Consider the following 18,192-nt stretch of genomic DNA (forward strand, 5'->3'; position numbering starts at 1 on the left):
GTCTTGGCCCCTCTGGCGCCACGGACGATCATTTCGGTGACGCAGCGCCATACGTCCAAGGCAGGGCAACGAGCGCCACCTTGACCCGGCCCGCCCGTTCATCGCTCCCCAACTTCCGTCCTCGCAGGTCCCGTTCGATCGCCACTCCTCCCGGTCGCGGGAACCGCACGGGTGTCCGCGTCCCGAGCCCGTCCCAGCACCGGTCCGTCCGCGCAGGTCACAGCCGTGCCGGCGTCCCGCCGTCCCGATCTCCGCCGGACGCGACCACCACGGGACGTCCGCTGCCAGCATCACTCGGGCCGGGAGGGCTCCCGGCCACTCACCAGCAAGAGGGGGAACACCAGATGGAAAAGAGGACGCTCCTGCGGGGTCTGACCCTCGCCTTGGCAGCGGTCCTGCCCCTGTACGGGCAAACGGCCACGCAGGCGGCACAGGCCGCCGCGGCCACCGCGGTCGCGGTCTGCGGGCACACGAGCGCACAGCCCACGCTTCAGCAGGGATCGACGGGGGACGCGACGGTCGAGGCGCAGTGCGAACTCGACCTCGCGACGAAGCCGAGCCGGTACACGCCGATCGCGGCCGACGGCACGTTCGGTGCGGCGACGGAGACACGCGTCAGGGAGTTCCAGCGGTGCGCCGGACTGAGTGCGGACGGCGTGCTCGGCCCGAACACGTGGGCCGCGCTCAACACCTGGGCCGCCCAGCCGCACACCTGCGCGACCCAGGGCACGGCGGGCACGGCTCAGGCGACCGTGTGCGGCCACACCGACTCGCGCCCGACCCTGAAGAAGGGGGCGAAGAGCGACGAGGTCAAGGAGGTGCAGTGCCGGCTGAACCTCGCCATGGAGCCGTACCACTATCCGCCCCTGACGATCGACGGCGACTTCGGCGGCGGCACCGAGGAACGGGTCATCGAGCTCCAGCACTGCGCCAACCTCAGCGCCGACGGCACGGTGGGCCCGAACACGTGGGCGAAGCTGGTCGACTGGTCCAGCCGTAACACGTACTGCACCCCGCCCCGCCCGGCCGGGTATCCGATCGACGGGCTGGACACGGCCAAGTACCAGCACCCGGGCGGTGCGCCGATCGACTGGAAGGCCGTCCGTGCCTCCGGCGTCGAGTTCGCGACGGTCAAGGCCACCCGGGGCATGAACGTCACCGACGAGTACCTCGCCACCGACCTGGAGGCGGCCCGGGCGGCGGGACTGGCCGTCGCGCCCTACCACTTCTACACGGGCTCGGCCGCCGACACGGGGGCCGCGCAGGCCGACCGGTTCATCGCCGCCGTGCGGGCGACCGGCTACACCGGCAAGCGCGCGGGCGACCTGCCTCCCATCTTCGACCTGGAGCGCATGGACGACGGCACCGGACGCTGTCCCACCTACGGCACGGTGGCCGACGCCAAGGCCTGGCTGGACCGGGTCGAGAACGCCTTCGGCCGCGTCCCGATGATCTACACCCAGAAGTCCTTCCTGGACGACTGCATGGGGTCGACCACCGCCTTCGCCCGGTATCCGCTCCAGCTCGCGGACTACCGCCAGTCGATCACCCAGCCTCCGGTGCCGAACGGCTCGACGACCTGGGCGATGTGGCAGTACACGGACGCCGCGCTCTTCCCCGGCCTGCGGGCGCCGGCGACCGGGGACGTGTTCAACGGCACCCAGGCCGACCTCGACCGCCTGGCCAACCGGTGATGCCGGCCGTGGCCGTCACCGTACCGAGGAGGAACACCATGACCGACCGCCTCTCCCGCGCGGCCCTCGTCGCCCTGCTCGCCGTCCTGGGTTTCACCGTCCCGGCGCCCGCCTCGGCAGCCACCGCTGCCACGAGCTGTTACGGCGGAGCGGTCACGGTCCACTACGGGGAGGTCCGCGACTTCGGCCCGTACGTGACCACGAGCCGCTGCACGGACATCAACATGCGGATGACCGGCGGCGACGCCGACTTCGGCTGGGCCTGCGTGCAGTTCGCCCGGGCGAGCGGCTGCAACTACTGGACCAAGATCGGCCGGAGTTGGACGACCATCGCCACCGACGTCCTGAACGGAACGAAGTTCACCGTGCCCAACGGCGTGGACCTGGAGGGCAGTTCCGCCACCTTCCAGATCGCCTTCTGACGACTCACCCACTTCACCGAACGGAGACCACCATGATCAAGACCCGGGCGCTCGCCTCGGCTCTCGTCACCGTGGCCGCACTGCTGGCAGCGGGCGCCGCGCCCGCCGCCGCACAGTCCTCGGCCGCGGCGACCAGCTGCTACGGCGGCGCGAAGAACCTCAACTACCGCTACCAGGTGGGGCCCAAGGACTTCGGTCCGTTCACCACGTCCTCGCGGTGCGGTGACATCAACATGCGCCTCACCACGGACGACGGCGCATTCCTCTACGCCTGTGTGGTGTTCGTCGAGCACACCGACAAGTGCAACCACGACAACACGTACTCCCTGCACGGCACCCCGTGGGCGACGGTCGCCACCGACGTCAAGGACGGCACCCGCTTCGTCCTGCGCGTCGGCCCCTACGACACCGACGCGCAGAACGTGAACTTCCAGCTCGCCTACTGATCTCCTTCCGCACTTCTCGCACCACCGTTCCGACTGTTGGGACCGTTCCGAAAGGACGACGATGACCTTCCTCTTCCGTTCCGCCGACGCGCGCTCCGCCGCAGGCCGCCCGCTCGACCGCCGCAGCATGCTGCGCGGCACGCTGGCCGTCGGCGCCGGCCTGGCGATCAGCCCCCTGCTGCTCTCCGGTACCGCGCAGGCCTATTCGTGGTCGCGCACCATGAAGCAGGGCGACAGCGGCGCCGACGTGCTCGAGCTGCAGATCCGTGTCTCCGGGTGGGCGGCCGACAGCGCGAGCCACACCCGGGTCGGCCTCGACGGCGACTTCGGCCCCGGCACCCTCGCGGCCGTCAAGCGGTTCCAGGCCGCGTACGGCCTGGACGACGACGGGGTCGCCGGACCCAACACCCAAGCGAAGCTCAACGCACTCGAGCAGTCGGACGGCTCCACGGCCCACTTCAACTGGAGCGAGTTCGTGGACCAGTCGAGCGGCACCTTCAACGGCGGCAAACTGAGCGCGGCGCAGACCAAGGAGAACGCCCGCCGCTGCATGTACAAGCTGGAGGCGTTGCGCAAGAAGCTCGGGGACAAGCCGATCACGGTCAACTCGGGCTTCCGCAGCATCGCACACAACGCCGACATCGGCGGGGCCAGCGACAGCATGCACCTGTACGGCACGGCCGCCGACCTCGACGTGCCCGGCGTCGCCACCAAGACCGTCTACCAGAAGGCGGAGACCTGCGGGTTCTCCGGCCTGGAGCGGTACACCGTCGACCACCAGCACGTCGACAGCCGGGCCGACCTGGGCCGCGACTGGTGGTGGGAGAGCGGCACGATCTGACGCGGTCGCGGCCGGGCCGCGACGGTGTACCCGGGTACCGCGGCGGCGGTACCCGGGGCTTCGCGCCTCAGGCCTTCGGCGTGTCCTTCAGCGCCGCCTCACAGGAGGGCCAGTCGTGGAAGTCGTGCTGCGCACTCCACAGGCGGTGGGCCGCCTTGATGTTCCACTCCGGGTCGAACGCCCGCAGCGGGGTGCCGCCGAGCTCGCGCAGGCGGCCGTCGGAGATCTGGAAGACGCCCCAGTTGCGGCTGCCGTTGGTGTTGGGCAGGACCCACAACGGGTCCAGGAAGGACGCGCAGCGGGCGACGGCCACCGCGGACGCGGGATCCTCGGTGAACACCTGACGGATCCGCTCCGCCACCCTGGCCGGCGACCAGGTCGACATGCTCACCTTCCGGGCGTAGAGCGCCTTCTTGGTGTCCTCGTCGACCACGTTGCTGGCCGGCAGACGCGCCAGCACCTGGAAGGCGGTCAGCCTGCGCAGGGTCTCCGGCCCGAAGTCCCCGTCGACGGCGAGCCGGCCCTTCGCCGCCACCAGCAGGGTCTGGACCTCGCGCACGCACTCGTCGTGTTGGCCCATGCTCACCGACTTGCACGCGGGGGAGTACAGCAGCCCGTCGTCCGCCGCCGGTGACCCGTCGGCGGAACGACCGCCGGGCAGCCACACGAAACCGGCCACCAGCAGCACCGCGACCATGGCCGCCAGTACCGCGAAGCGGGGAGAGAGCTTCTCGGGCATCCGGGACCGCCCGGGCCGCCGCGTCGTGCCGAGCTCTATCTCCAGCGGGACGACGTCGTCCGCCCCCGGGTCCGGCGCCACGGGCGGTGCGCCGTGCCCGGACCCGGGCTCCGCACCGTCGGCCGCAGCCGTGGTCGCCGCCGGCCCGGCCTCCCGCCTCGCGTCGGCGTCCCATCGCGCCACCGTCTCCGCTCCGGTCTCGCGATCTGCCGCGAGGCTCTCCTTGGCGGTCCCGGTGGTTGCGTCCCTGTCGGTGTCCGCCAGTGCCCAGAGCCGGTGGAGTTCGCGGAGCTCTTCCGCACTGGCACCGCACACCTTGGCGAAGGAGTGCACGACCCGGTAGTCCGTCGGAACACCGAGCCCCGAGCAGTACCGATGCAGACTGGAACCACTGACGCCCGCCTCCTTGCCGAGGCGGTCGTACCCCCGGCCGCTGCGCTCCTTCAGCATGCGAAGACAGGCGGCGAACTTATCGGTATGCGGAGAGGCAACCACACTTCCACCCTTGCTCAAGCCCCTACTGACGGGTTGAAGCTACACCGCCCGTCCGAGCACGTGCGCCCTTTCGCCCAGGCAATACGATCGCCAACAGCCTTTCTCTCGACGCAGTTTGAAACATTGTCAAACATTGCGTCGGTCCGAGTGTTTCCTTGGGGTCTTCGCCGTGAGGTGACCCCGGCTCCCGCCGTCTCGACCGGCTTTCCCGGTCGCGCCGGATGCTCGCGCCCACGCGCTCATCCGGCCGGGCGGCTCCAGCATGCCCGGCCGGGTGCGTCGGGCGCCTGCACCGTTTCCGGGCCCCTGTGACGAGGGCGTCGCGCGCCTCTTCCCGTTCGTGCGGCATCACGTCGACGTGCCCGGCTGGTGCTCCTTCCGGCTGCCGGACCTGTCCGGCGGCCTGCGGCTCCTGCGCGACAAGAACGCGACTGACGGCGAAGAGGCACCGGCAAAGACGTGCCGGGCCGCGGTCGGCCGTGGTGCTTTGGCGGTGCGAGGGCTTCAGGCCCCGTCCTCCGTTGCGCCGGCGGTGCTGCCGGCCGGGGTGAGGCAGCGGCGCACGAGTGCGAGGGTGCGCTGTGTGACCGTATCGAGGGGGGTGCCGTTCTCGACGGCGGCCAAGGCGGTGTGCAGCATTCCGGCGATCAGGTCGGCCGTGAGCGCGGGCTCAGGAGCGCCGAGCTCCCGGACGGCGGCGCGGAACGGTTCGACCTGTTCCAGATGGAGTTCCATCAGCCGCTGCCGGCAGGCCGGGGGAAGGCCGGCGTTCATGAGGGCGACGGCGGGCCGGTGTGCGCCTTCTGCCCCCAGGCGGAGACTTTCCCCGAAGAACGCCTCGACGCGTTCCAGTGGACCGTTCGCGGTGGCCATGGCGCGGGTGAGTGCCTCGTTGGAGCGCCGGAAGGCTTCCTCCGTGATGGTGGCCAGGAGGGCTGCCGAGGAGTCGAAGTACTGGTACACGCTGGAGCGGGCCAGGCCCGCGCGAGCGCCGACCGCCGCCGGTGTGACGGCGGCGGCGCCCTCGTTGACCAGGATGTCGATCGCCGCCCCGATCAGCGCCTCGCGTTGCTGGGCACGGTGCTCGGCGACGGTGGAGGCGTTGATCTTCGGCATGCGGGGCTGGCTCCTGGAGGTGTGGGCAGGGCCGGGAATGCGATGCCGGTTGACGGCCCCCGTCAGGACAGGCGGCCGTCGACCATCTCGTACACCCGGTCGGCAGCGTCCATTATCGCCGTGTCGTGGGTGACCATGACCGTGGCCGTGCCTCGCTGATGGGTCTGCTCGGCGATCAGCCGCACCGCCTCGGCGGACCGTACCCGGTCCAGTGCCGAGGTGGGTTCGTCCACCAGCAGGACGGCGGGGGAGGTCATCAGGGCGCGGGCCAGGCCCGCGCGCTGGCGCTCGCCGCCCGACAACTGGTGCGGACGGGAGCCGGCGCGGTGGGTCAGCCCGACGGCTTCGATGAGTTCGTCGGCGCGGGTCCGGGCAGCGGTGTCGAGGCGTCCGTCGATGTGCAGGGGCAGCAGGAGCTGTTCCTTGACGGTGAGGGAGGCCAGCAGGTTCGACTGCTGGAAGACGAAGCCGATGTGGCGAAGACGAGTGGCGGTGCGTTGCCTGTCCGAAAGGGCGGTCAGTTCGGTGCCGGCGATGTGCACGGTGCCCGAAGTGGGGCGCTGGAGGCCGCAGGCGACGGCGAGGAGGCTGGACTTGCCGGATCCGGAAGGGCCGACGACGGCGACGAACTCACCGGCGGCGACGCTCAGGCCGACGTGGTCGAGGGCGGTGACGGCGGTGTCGCCGTCGCCGAGGGTGAGAGTGACGTCGTTCAGACGCAGCCCGCCGGGCTGGTCGGTGGCGGTGGCGGTGGCGGACTGGTGATCGGTGGCGGGTGTGGTCATCGGGTGGCTCCCAGGGCGGTCAGGGGGTCGACGGCGGTGATGCGGCGGACGGCAACGACGGCGCCCACGGTCCCGAGGACGATGAGGAGGCCGGAGGAGGTGGCGATGGCCGGGGCGGACAGCGAGAAGGGGGCCTTGCCGATCATCGCGCTGCCCAGGACCAGACCGACGACGGTGCCGAGGGCCGTGGCTGCGACGAGCACGGCGATGACCTGGGCGAGCGCGTCGCGCAGGATGTATCCGGTGGGGGCGCCCAGTGCCTTCATCAGAGCGATCTCGGGCTTGCGCTGGACGGTCCAGACGGTGAAGAACGCGCCGACGACCAGGGCGGAGATGACGTAGAGGAAGCCCTTGATCAGGGCCATGGTGCTCGACTCGGCCTCATAGCCGGGGGACGCGTTGAACGTGGCTTCCTTGGTCTCGGCGAGGGTTCCGGTCGCCTTTTCCACCGCGGCGACGTCGGCGCCCGGCTTCAGGGTCAGGGCGACGGCGGTGGCCTGTCGGCTCGCGGCCTCGGGCAGGTCGCCGGGCAGGCCGTAGTGCAGATGCCGCCACGTGTCGAGGTCTGCGTAGACGACGCCGATGTGGCCGTAGGAGACGGTCTCGTCGACCAGTCCCACGACCTTCAGCCGCACCCCGCTCCGGTCCGCGGTCAGCACATCGCCGATCTTCACGCCCAGGTCGGCGATCTCCCGGGTGATCACGATGCCCTCCCCACCCTCTTCGAGGCCTTCGCCTTCACTGGGACTCGGGGCCAGGGAGGAGTCCGGTGCCATGCCGAAGACGGCGAGGTTGACCTGCTCGCCCTTCTTGGCGCCCTGGGTCACCTGGGCGTTTGCCAGGGTGTTCCCGAACGGCTCCGCGCGCTCCACGCCCGGCGTCCTGGACCACGTCTGCCAGTCCTCCTGATCCACGGTCGAGCGGGAGAACTGTTCGCTGGTCGCCTTCTCGTCGAAGGCCATGTGGGTCACGGGCAGCGCGCGCAGCCCGGATATGCCGGCGTCCGCCAGACCGGAGGCGAGCCCGGACAGAAGGACACCGAGTACGGCGATGAGCATGACCACCGCGCCCATCAGGGCGAAGCGACCGCGGGCGAAGCGCAGATCGCGTAGGGCAAGGAACACGGAGCTCTCCGAGGGAAAGGGAAATGAGGGCATGACAGGCGGCCACATCGCCTCTTTGCCTAAAATTGACGACGCGGGTGTCGGCATCTTATCGGATGTTGCCGACACGTCTGTCGGCATGTCGTGTCGTGCTTCGTCCACCTGCGAGAGCTCACCGGGGGCCCGTGCACAACGCATCGGATGCCGTCCGGGCCGGCGACGAGGTCACGGTCGTCGTCACCGGGCGTCCCTGCGGCCGTGCGCCGGCACTATCCGCGTTGGAACGTCGTGTGCCACACCTACTCTGAAGTGGGCCTGAAGATCTACTTCGCCGCTGAGGAGTTGCGGGCAGTCTCGATCGATGCGCGCCGGGGACCGCAAGTCCATGCCGACGAGGCCGCGTTGGTCGGCCAGGTTCCCTCCGAGCTGCAACGGTGGCTGTTCGATCGCGCGGAAAGCCGGGAACCATTCACGGAGCTCTTCTATCTGCCTGGAGCCGAGCCTGGATCGCTCACTTTTGGGGTGTCGCTCGCTCTGCGTTCAGCGAGCCGGCGATCATTTGCTGACGCGTCCCGTCTTCCTGGCCGCTGATGTCATGGATGACGCCTATCACCGGTTGCCGAGGGAAGCCTGGGCCGTCTTCTGATCCGGGACGACTGGAGGCGAGCAACCGTCCGGCGATCAGGCAGGGAGCCAGATGATCAGGGTTGCGGCAGTGACGGTACCGAGGAACACATAGCCGCGGCGCGCACGCCGGTGGATTCGACCCGCCCGCCGACGTAGCCGGCCAGGGAACCCGCCCTGCGATCTTTCCTGAACCTCAGCGGCCCCTTCAGTCGACGTGCTAACCGAGCATGATTGTTCTGAGGGGAGTCGCTGTACCCCAACTACTCCACCCGGACTCGTCGACGATGCTGACCAATCACGGTCATCACGGTTGTGGCTCGCCACCTAGCCGCTGGCCGCCATGATCGCGTTGATGAGGTCGCCGCCGCTCTCTTGCAAAGCTCTGACTGCCTTCGCTCTTGACGCACCAGTCTGATTCATGACCATTTCGATGTCCTTGGGGTCAATCCCGGTCTCGTCGATGGTGTTCTCGATGGTGTCGTCCTCAGGCTCAGGAACGTCTTCGAAATCTTCTGGCATGAAGTCCTCCAAGGAGCGAAGAAGTACCGCTCAGCCCTTCCACCGCTCAGGCACCGTGAAACAGGTGTTCCGCACCGTCACGGGCGGCCTTTCCCAGCCGCTTTGCGTGAGTGCTTCCAGCCGGCCGCGGTGGGGGGCTGGGCTCGGTTGCTCGGTGAGACCCGCTGCGTCGGCGACTACGGCCCCGGCGAGCTGAGGAGCTGAGCCCACCCGGGGCTCGCGTACGAATCACCGCGGGCTTGGAATGCGTACCTGGTACCAGTTCTGCGCGAGGACCTCACCGTGCAGCAGGTGCCGCCCTTCGGCGCCTGATCGCGCCCCGGAGTGCCATCAGGCGGAGGCCGGGATTCCCAGCTCGTCGAGCAGAGTGCGCACCCGCTGCTCGACGGCGTCGCGGATCGGGCGGACGGACTCGACGCCCTGGCCGGCCGGGTCGTCGAGCTGCCAGTCCAGGTACCGCTTTCCGGGGAAGACGGGGCAGGCGTCGCCGCAGCCCATGGTGATCACCACGTCCGAGGACCGCACCGCCTCCGTGGTGAGGACCTTCGGGGTCTGGGCGGAGATGTCGATGCCGACCTCCTTCATCGCGTCCACGACGGCCGGGTTGACCGAGGCGGCGGGTGCGGAGCCCGCCGAGCGGACCTCGACGCGGTCCCCGGCGAGGTGGGTGAGGAAGGCGGCGCCCATCTGGGAGCGGCCGGCGTTGTGGACGCAGACGAACAGCACCGACGGGCGCGAGGCGGGGGAGCTCATGGCGGGTGTCTTTCTCGGGGGAGTGGTCAGGAGGCTGCGCGTTCGGGTTCGGGTTCGCCGATCGGGATCTCGACCGCACGGCGGGCCGCAGCGGTGTGCGGGCCATGAACCGCGGTCACGACGGCGAGCCCGCAGGCGGCGCCGGCCAGCTGGGCGGCGATGAAGGGGGCGACGGAGGCGGGCGCGATCCCGGCGAATGTGTCGGTGAACGTGCGGCCGATGGTCACGGCGGGGTTCGCGAACGAGGTGGAGGAGGTGAACCAGTAGGCGGCCCCGATGTAGGAGGCCACCGCGGCCGGGACCAGCGGGGCACGGTCGATCCGGTTCAGGCCGAAGATCAGCAGGATGAGCCCGGCCGTGGCGACGACCTCGCCGAGCCACAGGTGGCCGGCGGACCGGTCGTGGGTGGAGAGCTTCACCAGCGGCTTGGCGAACATCGCGTCGGCCAGCATCGCCCCGCCGACCGCTCCCGCGATCTGGGCCGGCACGTACGCGGCGACGTCCCGCAGAGCGAGGCCGCCCTGTGTGCGGCGGCCGGTGAACCAGGCGGCCAGGGTCACGGCGGGGTTGAAGTGCGCGCCGGAGACCGGCCCGAGCAGGGCGATCAGCACGCCGAGGCCGAAGACGGTGGCCAGGGAGGTGGCGAGCAGTTGGACACCGACGTCATGCGACAGCTCGGTGGCCTGGATGCCGGAACCGACGACCACCGCCACCAGCAGCCCGGTCCCGATCGCCTCGGCGGCGACCCGGCGGCCGAGCGGCGCGCTCACGCAGGAGCTCCGGCGGGCTGCGGCGCGGTCAGGAACGCGGCGAGCCGGTCCAGGACGCCGGGCAGGACCCAGTAGTACACCCAGGTCCCGCGGCGCTCGCAGTCGATGAGCCCGGCCTGCCGCAGGAGCTTGAGGTGGTGGGAGATCGTCGGCTGGGACAGCTCGAAGGCCGGGGTCAGCTCACACACGCAGACCTCCCCGCCCTCCCCGCGCGAGGCGATCATCGACATCAGCCGCAGCCGCACGGGATCGCCCAGCGCCTTGAAGACCTTCGCCAGGTCGGCCGCCTGCTCCTCGTCCAGCGGGGCGGCGGACAGGCCCGGACAGCAGGCGGCGTCCTGGCCGGTCGCCTCAAGCTCTTGTTTCGACATACCTCTATGTTGATGTTTTTCGATCCAAGGTGCAAGGTTGCATCAATGAGCGTCAATACAAGCCGTTCCGGGCGCCGCCATGCCCGTCATCCAGGAGTGAAGTCATGAGTGAGCAGTCCACCGACCTGCGCGAAACCGTCCGCCGGCGGTACGCCGCGGCGGCCGTCAAGGTCACCGAGGGCGGCACCGCCTGCTGCGGGCCCGAGCCGGTCGAGGTCGACGAGAACTTCGGCTCGACGTTGTACGCCGCGGTGGAGCGCGACGCTCTGCCCGCCGAGGCTGTCGCCGCCTCCCTCGGCTGCGGCAACCCCACCGCCGTCGCCGAACTCCGCGAAGGTGAACGCGTCCTGGACCTCGGCTCCGGCGGCGGCATCGACGTCCTGCTCTCCGCCCGCCGCGTCGGCCCCACCGGCAAGGCGTACGGACTGGACATGACCGACGAGATGCTCGCCCTGGCCCTCGCCAACACGGCGAAGGCGGGCGCGACGAACGTGGAGTTCCTCAAGGGCACCATCGAAGCGGTCCCGCTGCCCGCGAACACGATCGACGTCGTCATCTCCAACTGCGTGATCAACCTGTCCACGGACAAGCCCGCGGTGTTCGCCGAGACCTTCCGCGTCCTGAGGCCCGGCGGCCGGATCGGCGTCTCCGACGTCGTCGCCGACGACCGTCTCACGCCCGACCAGCGCGCCGAACGTGGCGACTACGTCGGCTGCATCGCCGGCGCCCTCTCCTTCGCCGAATACCGCGCCGGACTCCAAGCCGCCGGGTTCACCGACGTCGAGATCACTCCGACCCACGCGGTCGCCGACGGCCTCCACTCCGCGATCGTCCGCGCCACGAAGCCGGCGACCGCCGAAAGCACCGGGCCGGCGGCCGAATCGAGTGCTGCCTGCTGCGGCGTCGACGCCTGCTGTACGGCGGCCGAGACCTCCGTCAACCCCGACCTCACCGTGACCGAGGCCAAGACGGCGTCGGGATGTGGTTGCCAGAGCTGACGCCACCGCCGGCCCAGGACCCTTCGCACCGGAGGGACCTGACCCATTCGCAGCACCTTCCACTCATACGTCCGTGGTGCCCCGCTCGCGCCCGCCGCTTCGCTCATGCTCATGAGTCGGAGCTCGCAGGAACGCGCTCACCTGCGGGTGGAAGGCCCGGCACACCGACACCTACCCGAGACCTCGGTCGGCTGCGTCCCCGAAGGAGCTACCGGGCCTTGTTCTTGTCGAACCAGATGGTGGCCGCGACGGGCACGAGTCCTGCCCAGAAGAGGAGGCGGGGCCCGGCCAGCTCCGCCCAGGCAGGTCCCGCGATCAGCACGGCGCAGAGCATGGCCCAGCCCGACTGCGCCAGGACGACGCGGGCCCAGCGGCCGCGGCGGATCAGCGACTGCACGTTGAGCTGCACCCCGGCGCGGAGCCCCCGGTAGCGGCGCCAGGCGCCGAAGCCCCAGATCGCCGCCATGATCACCATGGACCACAGTCGCTGACCGATGGGCAGGGGCAGCGCCGGGGCCGGGTGGTCGTCCGAGGGGAAGAGGTTGATCATGGCGCCTGCCGTGACCAGGCAGAGCAGCGCGAGCCATCGAGTGCCCCGCAGGAGCCGGTAGGTGGCGCGGTCGAGCTGCTGCTGCATCCAGGAAGAGTTCGGCTGGCCAGCCAGTGCGCCCGCGTACAGTTCGGCGGCCTGTGCGGCGTTCACACCTGGGGCGTCGGCGGCCTTCTTCGTCCGGCGGGCAAGGGCTTCGGCGTGCGTGGGGTCGATGCGGAGAATGGCCTCGTCGAGTTGATCGGAAACGGTGCCATTGCCGGCCGCACTGGCGATGCGGTGCGCGACCTCGTGGGCGTAGAGGTCCTCGGGGCCCAGGCGCAATGCCTCCATGGCCAGGTCGGCAGCCTCGCGGGAAACGCGATCCACCTCGGAATGACTGATCGCCCCCGTGCCCGTCGTCCGGGCGTGCTTGACGATCGCGGCTCGCCACACGGCGTCCGCCAGCATGGCACGGGGGTACGACTCCTCAGGAGCCACCCGGACCGCCTCGCGCAGCACGGGTTCGACGTCGAGCCAACCCCCGTCGTCCACCATGGCCCGGGCGCGCAACATCAGCGCGCCGTAGTCCTCGGGGTTCAGCTTGAGGGCTTCGTCGGCCGCCTCTCTCGCCTGCCGCGGCGCCGCCGTGTTGAGATGGCAGTAGCCGATCTTGACCCAGGCGCGTATGTCGCCCGGATCGTCGGCGAGGTGGCGGCCCAGCAGCGCCAAGGCCTGGTCATACCGTTCGAAGTCGATCAGCGCTTGGGCCTGTTCGACGGTCGGGTGCAGCGTGGTCACAGCTTCCGCCTTTTCTTGAGATAAGCGACCAGGTCGTCGTACATGCCGCCGTCGTTGGCGTACATCGCCACGTTGCGCGCCGAGGCGAACCACGGCTCGGTCGAGGGCACCGTCTGCTTCGCGGCATCGAGCAGGTCCTTCATGCCGATCATGCGGACGACACCGGTGCGCACCGAGTCGAGGAGGGCCGTCTCCGCCGCGCACTCGCACAGGTGGGCGAGGTCGGCCCCCGACAGGCCGTCGGTCAGCTTGACGAGCTTGCCCAAGTCGACCTTCTCGATCGGGCGTTCGCGCAGGTGGTATCGGAGGATCGCCTCGCGTGCCGGTGCGTCGGGAGGCAGGACGAGGAGCGTTCGGTCGAAGCGCCCAGGGCGGCGCAGCGCGATGTCGACGTCCCAGGGGACATTCGTCGCGGCGAGTACGAAGACGCCCTCGTTGGCGACGGCGTTGATGCCGTCCAGCTCAGTAAGGAGCTGGTTGACGGTGTTGCGCATGCCGGCGCTCTGCGTACGGCTGCGCTTGCCGCCGAGAGCGTCCAGCTCGTCGAGGAACACGACGCAGGGGGCCTGCCGTCGGGCCGTCTCGAAGAGTTCGTGCATGTTGCGCTCGGAGTTGCCGATCCACATGTCCAGCACGTCATTGACCGACACGGACAGGAAGTTCGCACCGAGCTCCCCCGCGACGGCGCGTGCCACGAACGTCTTGCCGCAGCCGGGAGGTCCGTAGAGGAGGAGGCCGCCGCGCAGGCTCTTGCCGTACAGCTGACGCAACTCCGGGTTGCGCAGCGGCGCGAGGAACGCGGCCTCCAGCCGGTCCTTGACCTCCCGCATGCCGCCGACGTCGGCCAGGCGTACCGTGCCCGGAGCATCGACTTCCCAGGCGGGGGCGCCTTCGGGGTCGCCGCTGCCGTCGGTGGCCAGGGGCTCTTCCACGAAGCGCGGCGGAAGGACGTCCTTGACCTGGTCGGCGGCGGCGCTCCAGTTGAAAGGGGCATCGGCCGCGGGCTCCGTGGGCGGGGTTGCCGGGGCCGGCGGCGGCTCAGAAGGCGGGATTCCCGCGGGCGAGGGCGTGCCTATCGCGCGTGTCATCAGTGCTTTCGCCTGAGTGTCGCCTGGCGCGTGTTGCAGTGCGACGGCCACGTGCGTGACCGCGTCGTCCTGCTGACCGGCATCCAGCAACAGGCCGGCCAAGTGCAGTCGCAGAGGCACGTCAGCCGGCGCCGTCTCGACGGCCGTGCGCAGACTCTGTATCAGGGGAGAGACGTCAGACATGGCGCCACCTTACGGACTCACCGTCACGAGGCCGGCCCTGGCCCTGGGCCTGACGAGCCGCGGCGATGCGGCCGTCGAGAACCACTGGGCACCTCCCGCGCGTTGCCGGTGCACCGGCGTCGTCGGCCTTGCCGCCGCGGCCTTGGCACAGGCCCGGCTCCCGAGCCCACCCTGCCCCGACGCGCCGTCAGACAGTCCCAGTCGACAACGTGACAACGCCACCGGATCGCCCTCGAGGACGACCCGGTATGCAGCACGTACAAGACACCCTTCAGGCACGGCCGATCCGGTACCGGCCGCGGACCGGGCGCCTTCATCGGGCCACGGAGGAAGCAACGGCTCGAGGAGTTCCCACAACTGATCAATTGGCGGAACGCGTGAGCAGCCTTGAAGGTTCGTCTCAGGTTGGCTCGGTAGGAAGTAGGCATGCGGATATGCGATGCAACCCGTATGCAGAAGGCTAGTGATGGCAGTCGACGCAGCACCATCGGGGAAAGCGCAGCCCGGCCCATCTCTGTACTCCGGCCCCAGTTGGGACGGTCCTTGATTCTCGTGCGCGTGTTCAACGGCGCTCCGGAGAGTACTCCCGTCGGAGTAACGTCGTACCGCCTGTCTCCCGAGGGATGACGACCGCAGTATGACGAAACAGAACGGAATCGGGCCTAGCGTCGGGGCTATGCCGGAACTTGATAGTCCACTGCGGAGGTTCGGGGTGGCCACCAGGGCGCTGGCGACAGCGTTCCCTGTCGCCGCATGCGGGGTCACACGCCGACAACGGTGCCGGGCCCGCCGCGGGCCGGCCCGCACAGCGCGCACGCGGGCGGTCGTCAGCTCACAGCCGCCGCGCGCCAGCCAGCGGTTCCTCGCCTGAGCGCTGCCGCGGTGCGCGAGCGGGACGCGAGACCCCCTGAAGCATCTCGCAGACGGATGCCGTACGGATACCTCACCACACACATGCCTGAAGAGAGGGACTGACATGAAGCCCATGGGACGCCGCGGCTTTCTGACCGCCAGCACGGCACTTGGCATTGGTGCCGGCGTATCCACGCACGCCCTCCTCTCGGAAGCGACCGAGAATGAGACTTCGGACAAGACTTCGGACATTTCGCGGCGCGACCAGGACCTGCCCTTCATCGGCGCTGAGGAGACCTTCTCGACTCCCACGTTGTTGAAGTTGAACTCCATCGATCAGGATCACATAGCGTTCCTTGAGGGAATTGGCCTTTCGGACCTAGGCCAACGCCGCATCGGCGATATGGATGCGGGGGGACTCAACATGCAAATCCTCTCTGCCCATACACCCTCCGTGCAAAATGTCTCTGGGCGGAGGGGTATCGACCTTGCCCATCGTCTAAACCGGCAACTTGCAGACGGGCCCATCGCCAAATATCCGGACCGCTTCAAGGCTTTCGCCACCTTGCCCTTGCAGAGCCCGGAGGCGGCGGCGGACGAACTGGAACGCTCGGTTCGGGAAGATGGCTTCTTGGGCGCACTGACCAACGGGCACATCGCGAAGAAGTATCTCGATCATCCCGATTTCGAGCCTGTGTTGGCACGTGCCGTTGCTCTCGATGTGCCGATCTATCTGCATCCCGGCTACCCAGCTGACGACGTCTTCAAGATCTACTACAGCACTACACGGTCTACATACACGGAAGATCACCAAGACTATATTTTCAGTGGGTCTGGATACGGCTGGCATCAGGAGGTGTTGATTCAATGCATTCGGATGATCACGTACGGGGTTTTCGACAGGTTCCCCAAACTGAAAATCATCATCGGCCACATGGGTGAAGGTCTTCCCTTCTACTACGAGCGGATCGTCAATGACATGGGAGGGCCGACCGAAGACTCGCTCGAGAAGCCCATCGCGCAATACTTCCAGGATAACTTCTGGGTCACTACCAGCGCATTCCCCCAGACCGAACTGCTCGCTCTCCTGCTGAAGTACATAAGCGTGGATCGAGTGATGTTCGCAACCGACTACCCGTTCGCGAAAATAAAGGAGCAGACCGACTGGTTCCGCGGAGTCGATATGCCGCGCGAAGACAAGGAGAAGATCGCCTTCCGAAATGCAGAGAAACTGTTCAGGATGGAAGTGCCCGTGAAGTGATACCCCAGCGTCGGCCGGAGTGAAAGAATGCTTTGCTGTAAGGCGCGAGTGCGGCCGAAGTGTGCGATGCGCGGCTGCCTCATAACGCGGTCTCATGCAGGCTCTTCCAAGTGAGCGTTTGATGCGCTCATGTAAAGCGTGTCTCTTTGATGAGTCGATCTGATGGTCGCCCCCTGAATGCTTGCGGCGTCGGGCAGGGAAGCCTGTCCACATGGGTGCCTTCGCGGACCGACTCGGCGGCGGGTGGAAGTGGTGGGAGGCCCTCGCACCCCGCGGGCAGGACCGAGCTGCTGTCTGGCGGCTACGCGGTCGGCGAGCAAGGAGAGATCTGGATGCGGCAACTCCGAACAACCCCTCGCACCCGCTCACCCCCGGCACCGGCGGCGACGCTCCGGTCTGCGGCCCCGACGGCTGCGCCGTGCCGGCCCACAGCTGACCCCCACCATTCACCCCACGACACACCCTTGATCATCTCGAAAAGCTGAATTCTCCGCCTCGAGCCACCGGGGGTTTGTACCCCTCAATCGAACAGCGCCCTCACCGTCCGCGACCGCTCCCCACGATTTGTGCCAGAACCTGCTTCTGACCTACGCAGACAGCCTGCTATGCCTCGACTGATGTGGCCGATCTGGCGGCCTGCTCGATCTTCGCTCGGTAGGTGGCGCGGGCTTTCTCATCGATCTGCATCTCGTGTTCGGGGCGCATCCCGGTTCGGCCGTCCACGCCTTCGCGCAGGATGTCGGCGTGCCCGGCATGCCGGTTGGTCTCACCGAGGACGTGGACCAGGACGGCGAACAGGTTCGTGTGCAGGTGGGGCTCCGGCCACCACGGCACGTGGCCCGGGGCATCGAGGGCGAGTTCGTCGATCGTCGCGTCTGAGTGGTCCCACGTGCGTCGGTAGGACTCGATGATCTGATCGCGGGTCTCGTCCGCAGTCGCCCAGAGATCGCTGCCGTCGTGGTCCTGCCACCTCGGCAGCGGTTCCGGTGACGGCCTGCCGAAGACCTCGCCGAAGTACCTGGCCTCGACGCTGGCCACATGTTTGACCAGGCCGAGGAGGTTGGTCCCGGTCACCGTCAAAGGCCGGCGGGCGTCGTATTCCGACAGGCCGTCGAGCTTCCAGAGCAGCGCCTTGCGGTCCCGCCGCAGTCTCCCGTGCAGGGTGTCCTTCGCGAATTCATCGATCATGCGGCATGAGCCTGCCATCGGCCGCTCGCGGGCTCAAGATCTTGTACGTGGACAGCACGGACCGGCAGTGCTGAAAGCCGGCCACGGCCACCGCCGAGATACTGAAGAAGCTCGAGGAACGCGCGACGCGAGACGGCCTCTAAGACGTCGGTTCACGGATGCGCGGGACTTCACCTGCTGGATGCAGATCGCGAACAAGCCGCAGCGCCTGCACCGGCAGCATCGCAAGGCTGGCCACACCGCCGAGACGGCCCCGAAGACAGTGCGGAACAAGGCCCGGGGACGCCGAACGCGATGACCGGCACAGCGTCACCAGGTCCGCAGTACGCGGCGCGGACACGTGCCCACTGCGAAACGGTGCTCCGCTCCTTCTCCGACTTCCACCTGGCTGAGGGCACGGGACCGATCAACAACCCGTTCCCGCCGGACCGCTCCCGCGGCAGCGGTGCCTGCCGCGAGCAGCACAGAACAGCGCACCGCCTACCAGGCCGGCGGCGAGCGTCCGGCGGACACGCAGTCGCCTGTCCGCGCAGGCCCAGGCTATGAGCGGGAAGAGCCCCAGAGTGAGGGCAGCGGTTTCGACCGGGAGGCTCGTCGGGAGGGTCGGGAGG

18 protein-coding genes are annotated in these 18,192 nt (G+C 68.8%); 7 read left to right on the forward strand and 11 right to left on the reverse strand.

Annotated elements, in window-relative coordinates:
- The first annotated feature begins 344 nt into the window (after positions 1–344).
- The 4 genes from KMS84_RS13950 (at position 345) to KMS84_RS13965 (ending at position 3,403) form a co-directional block, all read left to right on the forward strand.
- Complete coding sequence (locus KMS84_RS13950) at positions 345–1,694, forward strand: GH25 family lysozyme (RefSeq protein WP_256916512.1); 1,350 nt, start codon at positions 345–347, stop codon at positions 1,692–1,694.
- A gap of 38 nt (positions 1,695–1,732) precedes the next feature.
- The gene (locus tag KMS84_RS13955) at positions 1,733–2,116 is read left to right on the forward strand and encodes a hypothetical protein (protein ID WP_069769424.1); all 384 of its coding nucleotides are present in this window, start codon (positions 1,733–1,735) and stop codon (positions 2,114–2,116) included.
- A 32-nt stretch (positions 2,117–2,148) separates the two neighbouring features.
- Positions 2,149–2,562: a hypothetical protein gene (locus tag KMS84_RS13960; RefSeq protein WP_256916513.1), complete on the forward strand. Its 414-nt coding sequence runs from the start codon at positions 2,149–2,151 to the stop codon at positions 2,560–2,562.
- Positions 2,563–2,623: 61 nt separating this feature from the next.
- A complete protein-coding gene (locus KMS84_RS13965; RefSeq protein WP_256916514.1) occupies positions 2,624–3,403 on the forward strand; it encodes a D-Ala-D-Ala carboxypeptidase family metallohydrolase in 780 nt (259 codons plus the stop codon).
- A gap of 67 nt (positions 3,404–3,470) precedes the next feature.
- On the opposite strand, the gene KMS84_RS13970 is transcribed toward KMS84_RS13965, so the two are convergent.
- The 4 genes from KMS84_RS13970 to KMS84_RS13985 all read right to left on the reverse strand — a co-directional run bounded on the left by KMS84_RS13970 (position 3,471) and on the right by KMS84_RS13985 (position 7,662).
- Positions 3,471–4,592 carry a helix-turn-helix domain-containing protein gene (locus tag KMS84_RS13970; RefSeq protein WP_438818931.1) on the reverse strand — a complete coding sequence of 374 codons (1,122 nt, stop codon included), beginning with the start codon at positions 4,590–4,592 and terminating at the stop codon, positions 3,471–3,473.
- A gap of 549 nt (positions 4,593–5,141) precedes the next feature.
- A complete protein-coding gene (locus KMS84_RS13975; RefSeq protein WP_256916516.1) occupies positions 5,142–5,753 on the reverse strand; it encodes a TetR/AcrR family transcriptional regulator in 612 nt (203 codons plus the stop codon).
- A gap of 62 nt (positions 5,754–5,815) precedes the next feature.
- Positions 5,816–6,538 (reverse strand): ABC transporter ATP-binding protein, encoded by a 723-nt coding sequence (locus KMS84_RS13980; protein ID WP_256916517.1) that lies wholly within the window; start codon positions 6,536–6,538, stop codon positions 5,816–5,818.
- The gene (locus KMS84_RS13985; RefSeq protein ID WP_256916518.1) at positions 6,535–7,662 is read right to left on the reverse strand and encodes an ABC transporter permease; all 1,128 of its coding nucleotides are present in this window, start codon (positions 7,660–7,662) and stop codon (positions 6,535–6,537) included. The genes KMS84_RS13980 and KMS84_RS13985 overlap by 4 nt, the downstream gene beginning before the upstream one ends.
- Before the next feature lie 288 nt (positions 7,663–7,950).
- On the opposite strand from KMS84_RS13985, the gene KMS84_RS13990 reads away from it, so the two are divergent.
- Positions 7,951–8,232 carry a hypothetical protein gene (locus KMS84_RS13990; protein ID WP_256916519.1) on the forward strand — a complete coding sequence of 94 codons (282 nt, stop codon included), beginning with the start codon at positions 7,951–7,953 and terminating at the stop codon, positions 8,230–8,232.
- Positions 8,233–8,592: 360 nt separating this feature from the next.
- Here the strand turns inward: KMS84_RS13990 and KMS84_RS13995 are convergent, their stop codons facing one another.
- The 4 genes from KMS84_RS13995 to KMS84_RS14010 form a co-directional block, all read right to left on the reverse strand.
- The gene (locus KMS84_RS13995; protein ID WP_256916520.1) at positions 8,593–8,787 is read right to left on the reverse strand and encodes a ubiquitin-like domain-containing protein; all 195 of its coding nucleotides are present in this window, start codon (positions 8,785–8,787) and stop codon (positions 8,593–8,595) included.
- A gap of 330 nt (positions 8,788–9,117) precedes the next feature.
- Positions 9,118–9,540 carry an arsenate reductase ArsC gene (locus tag KMS84_RS14000; protein ID WP_256916521.1) on the reverse strand — a complete coding sequence of 141 codons (423 nt, stop codon included), beginning with the start codon at positions 9,538–9,540 and terminating at the stop codon, positions 9,118–9,120.
- Between the two features lie 26 nt (positions 9,541–9,566).
- Positions 9,567–10,310, reverse strand: coding sequence for an aquaporin (locus tag KMS84_RS14005; RefSeq protein WP_256916523.1), 744 nt, complete (start codon positions 10,308–10,310; stop codon positions 9,567–9,569).
- A complete protein-coding gene (locus tag KMS84_RS14010) occupies positions 10,307–10,681 on the reverse strand; it encodes an ArsR/SmtB family transcription factor (RefSeq protein WP_256916524.1) in 375 nt (124 codons plus the stop codon). The genes KMS84_RS14005 and KMS84_RS14010 overlap by 4 nt, the downstream gene beginning before the upstream one ends.
- A 104-nt stretch (positions 10,682–10,785) precedes the next feature.
- Between KMS84_RS14010 and arsM the strand changes: the two genes are divergently transcribed.
- Positions 10,786–11,679 (forward strand): arsenite methyltransferase, encoded by an 894-nt coding sequence (gene arsM, locus KMS84_RS14015; RefSeq protein ID WP_256916525.1) that lies wholly within the window; start codon positions 10,786–10,788, stop codon positions 11,677–11,679.
- A gap of 208 nt (positions 11,680–11,887) precedes the next feature.
- Here the strand turns inward: arsM and KMS84_RS14020 are convergent, their stop codons facing one another.
- On the reverse strand, positions 11,888–13,009 hold the full coding sequence (locus tag KMS84_RS14020) for a tetratricopeptide repeat protein (protein WP_256916526.1): 1,122 nt from the start codon (positions 13,007–13,009) through the stop codon (positions 11,888–11,890).
- Complete coding sequence (locus tag KMS84_RS14025) at positions 13,006–14,280, reverse strand: ATP-binding protein (RefSeq protein WP_256916527.1); 1,275 nt, start codon at positions 14,278–14,280, stop codon at positions 13,006–13,008. Before KMS84_RS14025 ends, KMS84_RS14020 begins: the two co-directional genes overlap by 4 nt.
- A 976-nt stretch (positions 14,281–15,256) precedes the next feature.
- Between KMS84_RS14025 and KMS84_RS14030 the strand changes: the two genes are divergently transcribed.
- Positions 15,257–16,393 (forward strand): amidohydrolase family protein, encoded by a 1,137-nt coding sequence (locus KMS84_RS14030; protein ID WP_256916529.1) that lies wholly within the window; start codon positions 15,257–15,259, stop codon positions 16,391–16,393.
- 603 nt (positions 16,394–16,996) lie between these two features.
- On the opposite strand, the gene KMS84_RS14035 is transcribed toward KMS84_RS14030, so the two are convergent.
- Positions 16,997–17,581, reverse strand: a complete 585-nt coding sequence (locus KMS84_RS14035) for a DinB family protein (protein ID WP_256916530.1) — start codon at positions 17,579–17,581, stop codon at positions 16,997–16,999.
- Between the last annotated feature and the right edge of the window lie 611 nt (positions 17,582–18,192).

The sequence above is a fragment of the Streptomyces hilarionis genome (assembly GCF_024539675.1).
Classification (GTDB): domain Bacteria; phylum Actinomycetota; class Actinomycetes; order Streptomycetales; family Streptomycetaceae; genus Streptomyces; species Streptomyces hilarionis.

Bases quoted from the DNA above. Each gene is read 5' to 3' on its own strand.
- KMS84_RS13950 (WP_256916512.1), top strand. From the start codon at position 345: ATGGAAAAGAGGACGCTCCTGCGGGGTCTGACCCTCGCCTTGGCAGCG.
- KMS84_RS13955 (WP_069769424.1), top strand. From the start codon at position 1,733: ATGACCGACCGCCTCTCCCGCGCGGCCCTCGTCGCCCTGCTCGCCGTC.
- KMS84_RS13960 (WP_256916513.1), top strand. From the start codon at position 2,149: ATGATCAAGACCCGGGCGCTCGCCTCGGCTCTCGTCACCGTGGCCGCA.
- KMS84_RS13965 (WP_256916514.1), top strand. From the start codon at position 2,624: ATGACCTTCCTCTTCCGTTCCGCCGACGCGCGCTCCGCCGCAGGCCGC.
- KMS84_RS13970 (WP_438818931.1), bottom strand. From the start codon at position 4,592: ATGCTGAAGGAGCGCAGCGGCCGGGGGTACGACCGCCTCGGCAAGGAG.
- KMS84_RS13975 (WP_256916516.1), bottom strand. From the start codon at position 5,753: ATGCCGAAGATCAACGCCTCCACCGTCGCCGAGCACCGTGCCCAGCAA.
- KMS84_RS13980 (WP_256916517.1), bottom strand. From the start codon at position 6,538: ATGACCACACCCGCCACCGATCACCAGTCCGCCACCGCCACCGCCACC.
- KMS84_RS13995 (WP_256916520.1), bottom strand. From the start codon at position 8,787: ATGCCAGAAGATTTCGAAGACGTTCCTGAGCCTGAGGACGACACCATC.
- KMS84_RS14000 (WP_256916521.1), bottom strand. From the start codon at position 9,540: ATGAGCTCCCCCGCCTCGCGCCCGTCGGTGCTGTTCGTCTGCGTCCAC.
- KMS84_RS14010 (WP_256916524.1), bottom strand. From the start codon at position 10,681: ATGTCGAAACAAGAGCTTGAGGCGACCGGCCAGGACGCCGCCTGCTGT.
- arsM (WP_256916525.1), top strand. From the start codon at position 10,786: ATGAGTGAGCAGTCCACCGACCTGCGCGAAACCGTCCGCCGGCGGTAC.
- KMS84_RS14025 (WP_256916527.1), bottom strand. From the start codon at position 14,280: ATGTCTGACGTCTCTCCCCTGATACAGAGTCTGCGCACGGCCGTCGAG.
- KMS84_RS14030 (WP_256916529.1), top strand. From the start codon at position 15,257: ATGAAGCCCATGGGACGCCGCGGCTTTCTGACCGCCAGCACGGCACTT.
- KMS84_RS14035 (WP_256916530.1), bottom strand. From the start codon at position 17,581: ATGATCGATGAATTCGCGAAGGACACCCTGCACGGGAGACTGCGGCGG.